This window comes from Undibacterium sp. Ren11W, assembly GCF_049340485.1.
Classification (GTDB): domain Bacteria; phylum Pseudomonadota; class Gammaproteobacteria; order Burkholderiales; family Burkholderiaceae_D; genus Undibacterium.
Genome location: NZ_JBMPPB010000010.1, coordinates 48316 through 65061 on the forward strand (window position 1 = coordinate 48316; position 16746 = coordinate 65061).

Here is a 16746-nt window from a genome sequence, read left to right on the forward strand (position 1 = left end):
TGGGCGGCACTAAGCGTGCACAAAATCTGCTCTAACATATACTTTCAAGAGACATCCGTGCGTAAAAAACCGTTCAATGCGTTTCCGTATTTATTATTATTGCCCGCAGTTTTGATGATGCTGGCAGTCAATCTGACGCCTATCTTGCAGGGTCTGTATATGTCCCTACTGAAATTGAATCAATATACCTTGAATCAATTTCTAGATGCACCCTTTATAGGCATGGATAACTATCGCCGCATCTTGTTTGAAGGGCATAGCCCTATCCGTGCAGGCCTGGGTTTTGCGATACGCAATACCATCTTGTACACGCTGGTGGTGTCGATCGCGGCGATCGTGATCGGACTGGCCGTGGCCGTGCTGCTCAATCGTGATTTCCCTGGCAAGGGCGTGGCGCGCAGCCTGCTGTTATTGCCATGGATCGTACCGTCTTACGTGGTAGGCACGCTGTGGGGGTTCATGTGGCAACGCGATGTCGGTATCGTCAATGTAGTGCTAGTGGACTACTTACATTTACTCGATGAAAAACCATTTTGGCTATTGGGAGCAAATAGTTTTTGGGCCATCGTCATCCCTACCATATGGCGCGCATGGCCAGTCATGATGTTGCTATTTTTAGCCGCGTTACAAGCCGTACCGGAGGATCAATATGAGGCCGCAACGCTTGATGGCGTGAGCAAATGGGGTCAGTTTTGGCACATCACCTTACCGATACTAAAACCTGTGATCGTGATTCAACTCATGTTTCAGTTTATCGACAATGTGTACTCCTACAATATTGTCTCCATGATGTTTGGCGGCGGTTATCCCGGCGAGTGGGCCGATCTTTTAATGCCTTTACTAACCCGCCAATCCTTTAGTTACTGGATGTTTGGCCAGGGTGCAGCAGTGTCTTTCATCATGATGACTTTGATGCTGATCTTTGTCGCAGTATGGATGCGTAGTTTTAGACGGAGTCTGGCCAACGATGAATAAGCATAAAAAAAAATTATTACTAAATGCACTTACCTGGGCGGTGGTATTACTTAGCCTGCTGCCAATTTTTTGGATGGTGCTGTCCTCTTTACGTAGTTTTGGCGAGATCACCGAAGGTAGCCAACTAAGCTCAGAGCACGCTCTTCATTGGGAAAATTACCGCGACATGTGGTTCAACGTCGACTTTCTGAATTACTTTATGAACAGTCTGATCGTGTGTGGCTGGACGACTCTGTTCGCCACCCTGTTCGCCACTTTTGCCGCCTATGCACTGGCACGCTTTCGCTTTCGCGGATCGGATACGGCTAGCATTGCCATTACCGTAACCCAGGTAGTACCGGGCATGTTGTTTTTCTTGCCCTTGTATATGTTGTATAGAAATATGGGTGAATCCTGGGGTATTCCCATGCTCAATACTTATCATGGCCAGATATTTTTATATGTCTCATTGTTTACCCCCGCCAGTATCTGGATTATGCGCGGTTTTTTTATGTCTATACCGCGCGAACTGGAAGACGCCGCCATCATCGATGGCTGCTCACGCTTCGGTGCCTTCGTCAGGATAGTGCTGCCTATCAGCGCTCCGGGCATCATTGCCACCGCCACCTTCATCTTTTTACTCGCGTGGGACGAGTTATTTTTTGCCTGGATGCTGACTAGCTCGGCTGAGGTGCAAACCATACCGGTGGGTATCCGTCTGTTCAATGGCCAGTTTCAACATCGCTACGACCTCATGATGGCGGCAGCAACGGTCTCTACCTTGCCCGTGCTCTTGGCTTTTTTTGCCTGTCAGCGTTTCTTTATCAAGGGTTTGGCGGCAGGTGCCGTCAAGGGTTAGCGACCTTACTCTCCTAATAATTCATTTATTTCTGTTTGGGAAAATGATGGCTTCAGTCACACTTAAAAACATCAGCAAAAGCTACAACAGCGATGTGCAAGTTATCCAGTCGGTTGATTTGACGATCGCCGATGGCGAATTCGTGGTCTTTGTCGGCCCATCAGGTTGCGGCAAATCGACACTATTACGCATGATCGCCGGGCTGGAAGATATTTCAGCAGGAGATATTCATATAGGCGAAGTCCTGGCCAACGATGTGCATGCCTCCGAACGCGGGATCGCCATGGTGTTTCAATCGTATGCACTGTATCCGCATATGAGCGTAGAAAAAAATATGGGCTTTGCTTTAAAAATGGCGGGAATGCCTAAAGCGGAAGTGGCGCACAAGGTAAAAAAGGCGGCCGATATTTTGCAGATGACGGATCTGCTGGAGCGCAAACCGAAAGAACTCTCCGGTGGTCAGCGCCAGCGTGTTGCAATCGGTCGCGCCATCGTGCGCGAGCCAAAAGTATTTTTATTCGACGAGCCGCTCTCGAATCTGGACGCCTGTTTGCGCCAGAATATGCGTATAGAGCTCTCTAAACTGCATAAAAAACTTGGCACCACCATGATCTACGTGACCCATGATCAAGTCGAGGCGATGACCTTAGCCGATCGTATCGTCCTGTTTAACGCGGGCGTAGTACAACAAGTAGGCAGCCCTTTGGCACTGTACGACCATCCCGCCAATCTATTTGTCGCTGGCTTTCTGGGTGCGCCAAAAATGAATTTTTTAGACGCTAGCCTAGTCAAGGCCAGCGACACGGTGGCTCATCTTAGTCTGGGCAACGGCAGCAGCGTGACGGCCTTGGTTAATGCCAGTCGTGCCGCCGCTGGATCCCAAGTAAAATTGGGAATACGACCAGAATATCTGAGACTAGCAGCTGCCGATGAAAGCGCAGCTATCAAGGCTAGCGTCAGCCTGATAGAGCATTTAGGCGACCAAATTTTGGTTTATCTGGAAGTGGCTGGAATCCAAGGAACCCTTTGTATGAAACTATCCGAACGCAATACCACTTTAACTTACGGCACTAGCGTAGGCATACATTTGGCTCCCGAACATTGCCTGGTATTTGACCAGGCTGGCAATGCTTATCCACGTTTGACGCAACCCATATGAAAATCCTCCACAATCATCTAGGCTACCAGAGTCTAGCGACTAAAAAAGCCCTGGTCCGTTGCAGCGCTAAAGATTCCAGTAAGCTATCCGGATCGCAATTTTCTGTGATCGATACCGAGCTCAGAAAGATCGTGTTGCAAGGTTCCTTAATGGCCTTAGGCGGCGTCGCCCAATGGCGCGATTGGCAATTCTGGGAAGCCGACTTTAGCGCCTTACAGCAAGACGGAAAATTTGTACTCCTGGTTGATGGAATCAGTCCACCCTTGATGTCGCAACCATTGACTATCGCTGCGGCGATTTATGATGGCCAGCATATTTCAGACCTGGTGCATTATTTCAAATCGCAACGTTGTGGCGGCATGTTTGAGGCTGCCGATTATGCGCGACCAAAACTCGGCAGCGCACAACGTGTGGACGTGCATGGTGGTTGGTATGATGCTTCCGGCGACGCCTCTAAATATTTGTCGCATCTGTCCTATGCCAACTTCATGAATCCACAACAAACCCCGCAAGTGGTGTGGAATCTGTTAGATGGCTGCGCGCGTATGCCCAGGCAATCGGTATGGCTGGAAGATCGCATGATAGACGAAGCGCTGCATGGTGCCGATTTTCTCGTGCGTATGCTGGACGCCGACGGCTACTTCTATATGACGGTGTTTGACCGTTGGAGTAAAGACGTGGAGCAGCGCGATATTTGCAGTTACACCACGCAGCAAGGGCATAAATTTGACAGCTATCAATCCGGCTACCGTCAGGGCGGCGGTAGTGCGATTGCGGCGCTAGCCCGTGCCAGCCAGTTGCAGCGCGATGGCGGCTATACGCGCGACGCTTATCTGGCTGCAGCCGAACGCGCCTTTGCCCATCTTGAACAACATAATTTAGGCTATTTGGATGACGGCACAGAAAACATCATCGACGATTATTGCGCCTTGCTCGCTGCCAGTGAATTATTTGCCGCCACCGGCAAAGTAGATTATGCAATGGCCGCCGAGAAACGCGCGCAGAATTTACTCGGCCGGCAAAGTACCGCTGGCTGGTTTTGGGCGAACGATGAAAAAACCCGTAGTTATTTTCATGCGGCCGAAGCCGGCTTACCTTACATCGCCTTACTGCGCTGGATGGAAGTAGCGCCAGAATCGACCTTGTTCCATGCCTGCTTGCACGGCCTGCAAACTGGCCTGCGTCATGAAATCGAGATTAGCCTGTTTGAAGTGTCCAACCCTTTCCGCTATCCGCGTCAACACGTGGCAATGCCCGGTAAGGATGCTGGCAATCAATTTTTTATTCCGCATCAGAATGAGAGCGGCTATTGGTGGCAGGGCGAAAACGCCAGACTGGCTTCACTGGCATCGGCGGCACAATGGGCTAGTGAGTATCTGGTAACTGATCAAAAATTGTGCACAGATCTGAAAGAATATGCCACCTCTTGTCTCGATTGGATTTTTGGTTTCAATCCTTTCGACGCCTGCATGATGCAAGGCTTAGGCCATAATAATCCGCGATATGCCAAAGGCTTCTGGAACGCCCCCGGTGGGGTTTGCAACGGCATCACCTCTGGACAGGAGAATGAAGAAGATATCGATTTCCGTATGCCAGAAGAGAGCGAACCCATGCATTCATGGCGTTGGAGTGAGCAATGGATACCGCATGGTGCCTGGTTGTTTCACGCACTGGCGCAGCAAATGGTCATTGAGGAGTTGTGATGGATCAGGTGATCGCCTTTGATATAGGTGGTACGAATAGCCGGATTGCCTTATTCGAACATGGCAAGATTATCTGGCGTGATGAAGCGATCACGCCCGGGCAGCAAGGGCCAACCGCCATGCTGGAGACAATGCTTGGATTGCTGCCGCAGCTAGAAGCGCGATCTGCCCCAATTGTGGTGGCAATTGCCGCACAAATCATAGATGCTTGTGTCAACGCGAATAATCAAAGTATTTTGCGTGGCTGGAACAATTTTCCATTGGCCAGTGTGTTGTCAGAACGAGCCCAACGCCCAGTGCGCTTAATCAACGATGCCCGCGCTGCTGCCTGGGGTGAGTATGTCTATGGCGCTGGACGCGACTGCGAGCAATTTCTTTTTGTGACGATTTCAACTGGCATTGGCGCTGGCCTGGTATTAAATGGTCGCCTGCATTTGGCACGCAATGGCTATGAAGCTGAACTAGGCGAGACGCTCACGGAACACGGTCAGATGCTGGAGGATCTGGCATCCGGTAGCGCCTTGGCTAGGCTGGCTTTACAGAACGGCTACGCGAGCGCGCGATTATTCTGCGATGCGGCCGATGCCGGTGATATTCAGGCAGATGCTTTGTATCGGAGCGGCATACGCGAAGTGGCGAAAAAAATCGCCGATTTAGTTGTCATGCTAGGCATACAAAAAGTCGCGGTGGGCGGCGGTCTGGGTTTGCGTGTAGGTTACCTGGCGCGCTTACAAGATGAGATGAAAAAATTTCCGCCTACCTATCAATGTGAACTTGTCGCTGCCAGTTTAGGCCATGATGCGGGTTTATATGGGGCGGCGGCTTACACTACTATGCGTTAACCGCAATTAAATACCGGCCTGAAAACGACAAGGGAATGGGCTAATGCCTAAGGCAACAGATTATTTCATACGCAACCGCTGGCCCTGGTTAACTGTCTCCATACTGTTGACCGGAATGCTGTTTGTCTCAACCACATTGGGCTGGTACTGGTACACCGAGCAACGCGCCGCGGCCGCCCGCCAATTATCCCTCGATCTGTTATGGCTGGAACAAAGCATCGCTGAGTCGCTGCAAGGAAATAAGAATACTCTGGCAAACTGGGCCAATGACTTACCGGTGAGCGCTTCAAGCAAACAAGCATCCACAGACAATGCGTTAGAAGAATTTTCTTCACGTATCTCTGGCATGATGAAAGAAAACCCAGCACTGCTGTCTATCGACTATCTGGATAAAGACGGCGCCCGTCTGGCGGGTTTCCCCGCTTATACCGAGCGCCCGGAGCGGCTGCCCCCCCCTGAGTGATCCTTTGATAGGCAACGCGATACGCCATAGTCGTGATTTGGACCTGAGCGTATATAGCCAGGTAATCGAACAATATGCGCCACTCTGGGTACTGGTGGTACCCGTGAAAAACGACGACGAGCGCAGTGGCAGTTTATTGGCGACTTACGATCTAGACCAATTACTCTCACAAAAAGTGCCCTGGTGGTTTGTGCAGCGCTACGATCTTAGCTTGTTGGACCGCGAAAATAAGCAATTGTCGCCACGTGATGGTAGTCAGGACGTTGGCACCAATGAACCGTATACCGATATTTATAAACTCGCTTTCGGCCCATTAAATAGCGGCTTGTCTTTACGCGCCAGCCCGCATCATCGTGGCCAATCGAAAACTCTGCTCGCCTGGTTGGCAGTGGCGCTGGTATTACTGGGACTACTGGTAATTTTTTTACTTAGGATTTTGCAGCGTTGGTTAAAAGAAAGACAGGCTGTTCAACAGGCCTTAGCCAAAGAACTCAGGTTTCGCGAGGCGATGGAACATTCATTGGTCACAGGTCTGCTCGCCTTTGACGCCAAGGCATGCATCATTTACGCCAATCCGGCCTTGTGCAAATTACTCGGTTTATCCCATCAAAACTTAATTGGAGCCGAGGCGCCGTATCCTTTCTGGCCGAACCAACAAACTGATCACCGCGAGCAATGTGAGCAGGCACATCTTGCCATGTTAAAGGGGGATAACCCTGCGAAGGGGCGGAATCTACATTTTTTGCACGCCGACGGCAGCTTGCTTTCAGTCAGACTGTTTGCCTCGCCCTTAGTCGATGGCGATGGTCGTCCCAACGGATGGATGGCATCGTTGTATGACATCACTGCCGAACAGTTAGCTGCGAATATGGCGCGCGAACGTGATGAATTATTGCAGCGCAGCTCGCGCCTGGCCAGTCTGGCTGAATTCGCTTCAGGCATAGCACATGAACTGAATCAGCCACTGGCGGCGATTGCAAATTATTCGGCAGCGGCCGATTGCTTTCTCGACAGCGAACCAGCGGCCATACTTAAAGTACAAGAAGCGGTGCGCCGCATCGGTGAGGAATCGCGTCGTGCCGGGCAAATCGTGCATAGCATGCGCAGCTTCATACAAAAACGCAGCAGCAGCCATGCATGCCATAATCTGTGCGACTTGCTAAGCGAACCGATGACCTTGCTTGAACCTCTATTGCAAAGAAATCAGCTCAAGATCTCTGTAGACTGCAACGTTACCAGCGTACTGATTGAATGTGATGCAGTTATGCTAGAACAAGTTCTATTGAACCTCTTGCGTAACGCGATAGAAGCCGTAGCGACACTGAATCAAGCTTCACATTCCGAGCCGATAGTGCTACACATAGAGCGTGAGGACAGCAGTGTGATCGTGAGTGTCATTGATCACGGTCCTGGCATAGACGATGCGGATAAATTGTTCCAGGCTTTCTATTCCACCAAGAGTGAGGGCATGGGCTTGGGCCTGGCGATTTGCCGTACTGTCATAGAGAGCCACGGCGGCCACTTATGGGCCGAAACGACCCCAGGCGGTGGTGCCAGTTTCAAATTCCGCCTGCCTATCAGTGCCGCAGATCTTGCAGATAAATGTGGAGAACTGGATCTGACATGCTAAGTTGCTCAACATAATTATTGCGGGCGTTCTTTAAGATAGACTTATCAAACAATTACAAAAATTTTGAGATTATGAATTCAGCCTCCAGCCTCAGTGTGCCGCACGTTGCCATCATCGATGATGACATGAGCGTGCGTAGTTCCACCGGCATGTTATTAGAAACACGCACGTGGTGTTTCACTGAATTTGAACGCGCCAGCGATTTTTTAGAGCATGCCTGTCCGGCCAAATTTAATTGTTTGTTAGTCGATATTCGCATCCCCGGTATGAGCGGTCTGGAATTATTCGAGGAGCTGAACCGCCGCGCCCGTAACCGTGCCGAGTATTTGCCACCTGTGTTATTTCTCAGCGGCCATGGTGATATTCCTCTGGTGGTACGCGCCTTAAAGCAAGGTGCGGCAGATTTTTTAGAAAAACCGGTAGACCATCGTACTTTACTAGATGCCATCGCCAAGGCCATCGCCACAGATCAACTAGCGCGTGCCAACTATCAGGCACAAGCTGGCTTAACTACGCAGATCGCCGAACTGACCGTGCGCGAGCGTGAGGTCTTGAGTGAAATCGTGCAAGGCTATCTCAGCAAACAAATCGCAGCACATCTGACTATCAGCACCAAAACGGTAGAAACCCACCGCCTGCATATCTGTCAAAAATTTAAGGTACACACTAGCATGGAACTAGTCGCCAAATTACGCGACGTGCCGCCCAGCCTGTGGCAATAAGTCGGGATGTCGCGCAAGGCGCAAATCCTCGCAATACGTAGGTATTGCGAGGATTTGCAACAACGCGTTGTGCCCGAGTATAGAGTTTTTAAATATTTCCTAGAACAGCACGCATATTCCATGCGGCCTGCAGGCCCAAATAGCCTGGAAAGCCGCATGGATATTGCGCATGTGACTAGGCAGTTTGCGCTTTTTTCGAATGCCCGCGCTTGGGCAAGAATACTATAGAAAGCAACTGCCGCATCACGGGTGACTGCAAGCAGTAGTGCTATCCATTGATCAGATAAATCTGATTTAATACAGTCACAAAAGATAAATTTTCTATCGCACATCTAACTCGGTGCGGTACCAGTAAACATCATGCAACTATTTAGGTAGACACCACAATGTTAAAAATTCTTGGAAAATCGTCCTCCATCAATGTGCGCAAAGTTTTATGGACTTGTGCCGAGATCGGTATCCCTTATCAACTAGAACAATGGGGATCGGGAGCACAAGCGACCGATACACCGTATTTTCTGGCACTCAATCCAAACGGCATGGTGCCTGTGATACAGGATGAGGGTCATACCCTATGGGAATCAAACAGCATTTGCCGCTATCTGGCGAACAAGCATCAGCGCACCGATCTTTTGCCATCGGTAGCGATGGACAGAGCGCAAGTAGAGAAGTGGATGGATTGGCAGGCCACCGAATTGAATAACGCATGGCGTTATGCTTTCATGGCCTTGGTACGTCGTAGCCCTGCACACACCGACCCCGCTGCTTTAACGGCGGGTATCGAGCAATGGACGCATCACATGAGATTACTAGATGCGCAGTTAGCCAGTACAGGTGCCTATGTACATGGAGCAGAATTTACGCTGGCCGATATCGTGTTGGGCTTATCCGTCCATCGTTGGATGGCCGCGCCGTTAGAACGTCCGGTTTTGCCTGCGGTACTAGCCTATTACAAACGACTAAGTCAGCGTGAGGCTTATTTGCTGCACGGGAGAAATGGATTGCCTTGATCGCCTCCCTCGCATATCAGCACTCTCTACAATTTAAGTTAAGTGACAAAAATTCTTGCCGATTTAAAAAAATCTAACAAAAATGTAAAGGTCTAAAATACAGTAGGAACTGTCGAATTTTTTTACACTTCAAATTATTTCGACGCACAATTTTTATTAAGTAATTGATTTAAAACAAATAAATGCTTAGGCATACTTTATGCTTTATCGTGTTGAACAGCAGTGTTTTACAATTGCTTTAAAAAAATTTAATTCATCGACTAACATGGAATGAAAATGAAATTATCTACCCTTAACGCGACTTTAGCCGCCTTAGCGCTGACCTTTACAGCAAGCACTGCAAGTGCTTTACAAGTTACTAGCAACAATAATGCAAGTCAATTAGCCAGTGCATTGGCTGGCACTGGTGTTAGCATCAGTAATGCAGCATTATCAACTGCCGGCGCCACTGCAGCCGGCACATTTGCTGGTGCGGCAGGCGCTATCGGCTTTGACAAAGGTGTATTGCTGACCACAGGTACCGTCAACTGCGCACCAGGTCCAAATAATCAAACAGGTTGCTCAGACACTAGCGGTAACACAACTTCTTTGAAATTTGATTTCACCAGTGATACCGGTAACATTTTCTTCAATTATGTTTTCGCGTCAGAAGAATATAATGAATACGTTGGATCAAACTTCAATGACTTATTTGAATTACGTTTGAATGGCGTGAACATTGCGATATTGCCAGGCAATGCAGGCGTAGTGTCTATTAATAACGTCAATAAAACGAATAATTCAGCTTACTATCGTGACAACGCTGTTTTACATCTTGATACGCAATATGATGGATTGACGACTATCCTGACATCAAGCGCAACTGGTTTAAAAGGCGTAAACCACTTTGAATTTTTAATTAAAGATCAAGGCGATAACGCTTTGGATTCTGGCGTGTTTATTCAAGCCGGTACGTTTTCCAGTACGACGACAGTTCCAGAACCAGGCAGCGTCGCCCTGCTAGGCTTGGGTTTGATAGGTTTATTGACATATAGCCGTAAAAAAGCCTAATATTTAACCAATTTAGCAATAAAAAAGCGACTATATAGTCGCTTTTTTATTTTGCTACGCACTATATATCAACGTACATTTTGTAAAAATTCACCCTCTAAGCTGGCGACACCGGCGCTGACTAACTCGCCGGCTAGTTGCTGGATTAGTAGTTCAATAGGAGTCGCTAGCTGTGCCGCAGCGGCGGCCATTAATCGGCTGGCGCGTAGTTGTTGCTCTATCGCTTGCAAGGAAAAGCGTTGCCTGTCTAGCAGCAGAAAAGCGATCAAAACCTTCAAAGCATGGCGAGCATTTCTGCTGCTATCGGTCGATAAATAAGTTAGCCTGTTACGCGCCCGGTCTAAGGCCGCTGCCACCCCAGTAAAAGGCGCACCGTGCCCGGGGATGACCAGACGTAGATCTAACTCTGAAATCAATTGCAATACCGCTGCCTGCTCGGCAAAACCAGATTTGCCTTCTAGCTCAGGAAAAATCACCCCAAAACCATGCTCCCATAAGGCATCTGCGGAAATCAGTATTCCCTCTTTGGCGCAATACAGCATCATGGAATGCGGGTCATGCCCTGGCGCTGCCAGCACCTGCCATTCTAAATTTGCCAACCTGAAAGTATCGCCGGGCGAGATACTTCCATCTTGTCGAAAGCGCTCGCAACTTTGACCAGTGGCGACAAAACTCAGCTGTTGTTGATCCCAATTCTCGACTGCAGCTAGCTCAGCCACCGGGATCAGAGTGCGACAGGCATACACGCTTTGCAGTAAGGCATTGCCGCCACAATGATCCGAATGCAGGTGGGTGTTGATCAGCATCGTTAGCTCCCGTCCCTGCAGCGCGGCTTGTACCAGCGCCAGCGTTTGCTCCGCATGATTCAGGTAACCACTGTCGACCAGCGCGGCGTTGTCCTCATCGATCAACAGTATATTATTGGAAGACAGCCAACCACGCTCAAACACATGCATGCCGGCTGGTAAGCTAATCGATGGGCTAATTGTCATCGCTTATTTTTACTCATAAAGTTTGACTCAATAAGATGGACTTACTATACGACGTTGACAAACATACGTTGCTTGATTTCTCGCCATACGGCACGCTTACTGTCGGCGGTGGCGGTACTCCAGGCGCTGAGTTCGGGAATAGAACGAAAACATCCGGAACACCATTTACGCTCGTCATCCATTTTGCAAATGCCTATGCAGGGCGACGGCACCTCGGAAGTGCTGATCGCCTGCGGGCTATCAGGATCGTACTCATACAAGATACTCATACTAAGCCCTTTGTTTCTTGCTTCTGTTCCAGTTTTTCAGCGATGTCGGCCAGCGCCGCACCTGTCATAGACAGTAATTGGCTTGGACTTAGCTGAAACACCGCATGTGGATGCCCCGCCGCCGCCCACACCGTAGAATATTGCATAAGATCTCTATCGATTAGCATTACGGTTTTTTCTAGGTGGCCAATCGGACAAACCCCTCCAATGGCGTAACCAATTTTTTCTTTCACAAATTTGGCATCCGCCTTGCCGAGTGGTCCGACGATGGCGGCAACTTTTTGCTCATCGACACGATTAATCCCACTCGCTACGATCATCACGGCAGCATTGTCGGAAAGACGACGAAACACGATAGATTTGGCGATTTCAGCGACATCGCAGCCCAAACCAGCGGCGGCCTCAGCCGAGGTCTTACCTGTTTCCGGTAATAGGACAATAGGGTAGGGATGACGCATGGAGTGCAACAATGCAGCGACCCGCTGCGCACTTTCAGGAAGAGTGTGATTAGTCATAATAGCCAAGAAAAATGATAGCCATTTATAACACAGCGGCATATCCCGTGCTGAACTTGGGATTTGCGCCGACTTAAGCAGCCAGAGCGACCTTACCGCCCCAACTTTCTAATAATTCTTTATGTTGCGCTGGAACTTCAAAATACTTCATTCCTGCGCGATATTCATCACCACTTAATAAGGCATACAAGCAAGTGGCTTTACAGACGACTTGAGTGCGCAACGAAGCATCTCGTTGATCCGGAACTTCCATCATCATTTGATAAGTCTGACCATCTTTCAACAGGCGTGGAGATTGGAGTTGTATCCCGCCACCAGAAAAATTGATGATTTTTGCCGCTACGATATTGCCTTCCGAAACCAAAATTGCTGCACGCCAAGAGACATTAGAACGGGGTTTAGAACGATACTCACTCATAGCCAAAATACAATCGCAAAATTATTTAAAAAAATTCATACCATTGTATCAATTTTTCCGTACAACAATTTAATTAGATTGATTATTTTGTGTGCGCCAACCAGTTCAAGACGCCAGAACCTGCTTGCATCCCAGTGGCGAAACAGGCGTTAAGCAGGTAGCCACCAGTCGGTGCTTCCCATTCCATCATTTCGCCGGCGATAAATACACCGGGCACAGCCTTGAGCATGAGGTGTTGATCCAGGCTAGCAAAACTGACGCCGCCCGCAGTGCTGATCGCTTCAACAATCGGGCGGGTGGCGTGCACCGTGATCGGTAAGGCCTTGATCATCGCGGCCAGAGTGCCTGGATGTCCAAATTGTTCCTTAGTCAATAATTCGCGCAACAGCGCCGCCTTAACACCAGAAATACCCACGCGACCTTGTAAATGGCTAGACAGCGAGCGCGATCCCCGTGGATGACTCACTTCCGTCAAGACGCGCTCCGCATCGCGTCCTGGCGCCAGATCCAGCGTAAACGTGGCGCTACCGCGCTGATTAATGGTTTCGCGCAAGCGCTGTGAAAACGCATAGATCAAACTGCCTTCCATGCCATCTGCACTCAATAGCATTTCACCCAGACGTGTCTCGCTGCGCCCCTGTAGGTCGGTGAAGCTCAGTCCCACCGATTTAATCTGAGCTCCGGCATATCTATCCTGTAAATGCGTACTCCAAGTTGTCTCAAAGCCGCAATTTGCACTTTGCAAAGGCGCAATGCTGACAGTTTTAGCCTGCAGATAGGGCAACCAGGTAGCATCCGAACCCAACTGTGGCCAGCTTGCGCCGCCCAAGGCGAGAACCGTAGCTTGCGGATGGATCGTGATCTCGGCGTCCCGGTTCGCCAGACGCAAGCCACCATCGTCGCTCCAACCCAGCCAGCGATGACGAACATGCAGGCGCACGCCCGCACTGCGCAATCTATGTAACCAAGCGCGCAGCAAAGGCGCAGCCTTCATCTCGGTTGGAAAAACCCGTCCCGAACTACCTACAAATGTATCGATGCCCAAGCCATGCACCCAGGCACGCAGAACAGTTGGCGGCAACTGGTCAAGTGCAGCTTGTAGCTGTGCCTGATGCGCGCCATACCGGGTGCAGAATGTGTCATAGGCTTCGCTATGGGTAATATTCATACCCCCGACACCCGCTTGTAAAAATTTTCGTCCCAAGGAAGGCATGGAATCATAGAGATCGACCTGCACACCTGCACCACTGAGTACCTCGGCGGCCATAAGCCCAGCGGGACCGCCACCAATAATAGCTACTTGCGGCGTGAGGGTGACTGACATAGTAGGGAAAGTATAAATTTGGAAAGGCGCTTATTTTAAGCCCTCTGCAGTGCTTGTGCCAAACCTGCGCAGGCGCTGGCAATGCAGAAAACTCTTGTTGCCAGGCAATCTAGGTGCTTATTTCAGATGGATCTCAAAACAAACGCCATCAAGTCCTGATTCCACAAAAATTTCGCCGCCGTGCGCCAGAACTATCGACCGCGTTATCGATAAGCCAAGGCCAGCCCCTTCGCCGTTGCTATGGCGCGATGGATCTGCGCGGTAAAACCGATCAAAAATATGGGAGATATGCTCGGCTGGAATAGCTTGGCCTTGGTTCCGAATTCGAATAATGGTCTGCTCGCCTGCCGTCTCTATTGTAAACTGTATGCTACCCGCTATAGGGGAATGACGAATTGCATTTGATAAGAGATTCGCCAGAGCCCTGCGCAGCATCAGTTTGTCGCCATAATAGTGTCCTGACCCCACCAATGACAGCCGCAATTGCTGCTCGTCCGCAAGCGCATCAAAAAAATCGAATAATTTTTCTATCTCTTTTGCCAGATCGATCGACTCCCGATTGAGCACGATCAAACCATTTTCGGCCTGCGCCAAAAATAACATATCGGCGATCATTCGCGCCAGACGTTCATATTCTTCCACGTTCGAAGCCAACACTTCACGGTATTCGTCCTCGCTGCGGGTGCGCGTCAAAGCGACCTGGGTTTGCGTCATCAAATTGCTGATAGGCGTACGTAACTCGTGCGCCAGATCAGTGGAAAAATCTTTTAATCGCTGAAACGATTCTTCCAGTCGGGCCAACATATTGTTCAGACTATCTGCCAGGTCCGCTAGCTCGACTGGTATCGCTTCCATCTCCAAGCGGTAATTGAGACTATCCGCAGTCACTCCGGCCGCGCCCTGACGCATCGCCTGTAACGGGGCTAAACCGTGTTTCACCATCGCCCAGCCGAGAATACTCACCACGAAGGCGGCGATACCGACTGCAAACCAGAGCGTTTTCCTGAAGGAGGCCATGAAATGCTCGTGGTGACTGATGTCCACGGCGAGCGCTACCAGCAAGGGTGCGCTGCCGGCAATACCTGAGGGCAGCAGGGCCGATATGCCTCGCATAGGGACTCGCTGTGAGGAACCCGTTTGCTGCCAAGTTACCGGAGCGGGATTTTTTTGAATTAGTTTTCTATCCAATAAACTAGCTGGAAATTGTGCATCAGCAGTAGTAAACAGAGTCCTACCATCTGGCTGCAATAGCACCACCGATAAGCCATGGTGTCCAACCAAGGAATCGTTGAGAAGGCCGACCAATGAATCAAGATCCAATCGATCCCGAGATTTATCGAGCAGATGCGCGACCAAATCTAATTTACCACTCATCAACTCCATATCTTGCTCAATAAAATGCTCTTCTTCCGACGCGCCAACTAATAGACCGAGCATGAGCAATACGGTGGTTGAGAGGCACGCGAAGAGTATCGTCAGGCGTAAGGTAATTGAATTTTTTCGGAATTTTCGAGTATTTTTGGTCATCATCTGCTAAACGTTCGGATTTTTTCGATTTCTATAAATAATCCTAGGAAGATTATTTAGGTTTCCGCGATGACCAATGTAAATGCACAATGCGCCATTGATCGTCAATTTTTTGCAGTATGGTAGTTTCTGTACCAAAGATTTTGACATTTTTACCTTTGATTTTAGTCTTGGTCTCTGTCTCTTCCCAGATAAAGGCAAAGTTTTCGTTTTGTCTTTCAGTGTGTTGTAGCACGTTACGGCTTGATGCTTTGGCGAAGGCGATATCTTCGGGTAAATGATGAGCAGAGTATTCAGCGCGTGATCGCTCTACATAGCCAGACTCATAGATAGTGATCTCTGTAGATAATAATTCGCTAGCCCTGGCAGCATCTCCCTTAGCCATGGCACGATAAAACTCGCTAACAACTTCGCTAGGTTCACTGGCGTAGACATGCGCAGTGATGCTGTAGAACGCACATGCTAAGGCTAAACACAGCTGATTCATCATCTTGCTCTCACAATAAAAAATTTAAAATGCAGCTCATCAATTGAAGGTCAGACTCATTCATCGTTTTCATCAAAAACATAGCCCATGCCTCTGACTGTACGTATCAATTTGCGTTGAAAATCGTCATCGACCTTAGCGCGCAAGCGGCGCACCGCCACCTCTATGACGTTACTGTCGCTATCAAAATTCATGTCCCAAATCTGCGAAGCGATCAACGAGCGTGGTAAAACTTCACCACGTCGACGCAAGAGTAATTCAAGTAAGGCAAATTCTTTGGCAGTAAGATCAATGCGTTTTCCAGCCCTTGTGACGCGGCGTTTGAGTAAATCCAACTCCAGATCAGCGACCCGTATTTGTTCCAGTTCCAGTGTACGATTACCACGCCGAAGGACAGTTCTTACGCGTGCCAGCAGTTCTGAAAAAGCAAAGGGTTTAACCAGATAATCGTCCGCTCCAAGTTCTAATCCCTTTACTCTGTCCTCGACCTGATCACGAGCGGTCAGGAATAAAACGGGAGTTTCGCAAGCAGCTTCGCGCATCCCGGCCAGCACCTGCCAGCCATTTAATTTTGGCAGCATGACATCTAAAATCGCCAGCGCATAGTCGCCACTCTTCGCCAGATGAAGTCCGTCTAGCCCATCACGCGCCAGATCGACAACAAAACCTGCCTCAAGCAATCCTTGCCTAAGGTAGTCACCGGTTTTTTGTTCATCTTCAACGACCAGAATTTTCATTACACATCCAAAAAATTGATGGGACTGATTATGCACCTGACATATGCAAACAATTCAAAGATAACAAAAATGTAATCTGAGCGTC

Annotated in this window: 18 protein-coding genes; 10 read left to right on the top strand and 8 right to left on the bottom strand. The window is 49.3% G+C overall.

Annotated features, from left to right (window positions below; translation table 11 throughout):
- Window positions 1-57: 57 nt before the first annotated feature.
- The 10 genes from ACO0K8_RS18910 to ACO0K8_RS18955 all read left to right on the top strand — a co-directional run bounded on the left by ACO0K8_RS18910 (window position 58) and on the right by ACO0K8_RS18955 (window position 10392).
- Entirely contained in the window at window positions 58-975 is a 918-nt protein-coding gene (locus ACO0K8_RS18910; protein ID WP_422948202.1) for a carbohydrate ABC transporter permease, read from the top strand.
- Entirely contained in the window at window positions 968-1813 is an 846-nt protein-coding gene (locus ACO0K8_RS18915) for a carbohydrate ABC transporter permease (RefSeq protein WP_422948203.1), read from the top strand. Before ACO0K8_RS18910 ends, ACO0K8_RS18915 begins: the two co-directional genes overlap by 8 nt.
- A gap of 46 nt (window positions 1814-1859) precedes the next feature.
- Window positions 1860-2972, top strand: a complete 1113-nt coding sequence (locus ACO0K8_RS18920) for an ABC transporter ATP-binding protein (protein ID WP_422948204.1) — start codon at window positions 1860-1862, stop codon at window positions 2970-2972.
- Complete coding sequence (locus tag ACO0K8_RS18925) at window positions 2969-4675, top strand: glycoside hydrolase family 9 protein (RefSeq protein WP_422948205.1); 1707 nt, start codon at window positions 2969-2971, stop codon at window positions 4673-4675. Before ACO0K8_RS18920 ends, ACO0K8_RS18925 begins: the two co-directional genes overlap by 4 nt.
- On the top strand, window positions 4675-5517 hold the full coding sequence (locus tag ACO0K8_RS18930) for an ROK family protein (protein WP_422948206.1): 843 nt from the start codon (window positions 4675-4677) through the stop codon (window positions 5515-5517). The genes ACO0K8_RS18925 and ACO0K8_RS18930 overlap by 1 nt, the downstream gene beginning before the upstream one ends.
- Window positions 5518-5560: 43 nt before the next feature.
- A complete protein-coding gene (locus ACO0K8_RS18935) occupies window positions 5561-5980 on the top strand; it encodes a hypothetical protein (RefSeq protein ID WP_422948207.1) in 420 nt (139 codons plus the stop codon).
- Between the two features lie 4 nt (window positions 5981-5984).
- On the top strand, window positions 5985-7610 hold the full coding sequence (locus tag ACO0K8_RS18940) for a two-component system sensor histidine kinase NtrB (protein WP_422948208.1): 1626 nt from the start codon (window positions 5985-5987) through the stop codon (window positions 7608-7610).
- Between the two features lie 71 nt (window positions 7611-7681).
- Window positions 7682-8332, top strand: coding sequence for a response regulator transcription factor (locus ACO0K8_RS18945; protein WP_422948209.1), 651 nt, complete (start codon window positions 7682-7684; stop codon window positions 8330-8332).
- A 386-nt stretch (window positions 8333-8718) separates the two neighbouring features.
- Window positions 8719-9342, top strand: a complete 624-nt coding sequence (locus ACO0K8_RS18950) for a glutathione S-transferase family protein (RefSeq protein WP_422948210.1) — start codon at window positions 8719-8721, stop codon at window positions 9340-9342.
- Window positions 9343-9618: 276 nt separating this feature from the next.
- The gene (locus tag ACO0K8_RS18955) at window positions 9619-10392 is read left to right on the top strand and encodes a choice-of-anchor L domain-containing protein (RefSeq protein ID WP_422948211.1); all 774 of its coding nucleotides are present in this window, start codon (window positions 9619-9621) and stop codon (window positions 10390-10392) included.
- A 68-nt stretch (window positions 10393-10460) separates the two neighbouring features.
- On the opposite strand, the gene ACO0K8_RS18960 is transcribed toward ACO0K8_RS18955, so the two are convergent.
- The 8 genes from ACO0K8_RS18960 to ACO0K8_RS18995 form a co-directional block, all read right to left on the bottom strand.
- Window positions 10461-11384, bottom strand: a complete 924-nt coding sequence (locus ACO0K8_RS18960; protein WP_422948212.1) for an MBL fold metallo-hydrolase — start codon at window positions 11382-11384, stop codon at window positions 10461-10463.
- 44 nt (window positions 11385-11428) lie between these two features.
- A complete protein-coding gene (locus tag ACO0K8_RS18965; protein WP_422948213.1) occupies window positions 11429-11653 on the bottom strand; it encodes a DUF1289 domain-containing protein in 225 nt (74 codons plus the stop codon).
- A complete protein-coding gene (locus tag ACO0K8_RS18970) occupies window positions 11650-12168 on the bottom strand; it encodes a YbaK/EbsC family protein (RefSeq protein ID WP_422948214.1) in 519 nt (172 codons plus the stop codon). The genes ACO0K8_RS18965 and ACO0K8_RS18970 overlap by 4 nt, the downstream gene beginning before the upstream one ends.
- A gap of 73 nt (window positions 12169-12241) precedes the next feature.
- Window positions 12242-12586, bottom strand: a complete 345-nt coding sequence (locus ACO0K8_RS18975; RefSeq protein ID WP_422948215.1) for a PilZ domain-containing protein — start codon at window positions 12584-12586, stop codon at window positions 12242-12244.
- 82 nt (window positions 12587-12668) lie between these two features.
- Entirely contained in the window at window positions 12669-13910 is a 1242-nt protein-coding gene (locus ACO0K8_RS18980; protein ID WP_422948216.1) for a TIGR03862 family flavoprotein, read from the bottom strand.
- Between the two features lie 117 nt (window positions 13911-14027).
- On the bottom strand, window positions 14028-15437 hold the full coding sequence (locus ACO0K8_RS18985) for a heavy metal sensor histidine kinase (RefSeq protein ID WP_422948217.1): 1410 nt from the start codon (window positions 15435-15437) through the stop codon (window positions 14028-14030).
- A gap of 52 nt (window positions 15438-15489) precedes the next feature.
- The gene (locus ACO0K8_RS18990) at window positions 15490-15924 is read right to left on the bottom strand and encodes a YybH family protein (RefSeq protein ID WP_422948218.1); all 435 of its coding nucleotides are present in this window, start codon (window positions 15922-15924) and stop codon (window positions 15490-15492) included.
- Between the two features lie 56 nt (window positions 15925-15980).
- Entirely contained in the window at window positions 15981-16661 is a 681-nt protein-coding gene (locus ACO0K8_RS18995) for a heavy metal response regulator transcription factor (RefSeq protein ID WP_422948219.1), read from the bottom strand.
- Between the last annotated feature and the right edge of the window lie 85 nt (window positions 16662-16746).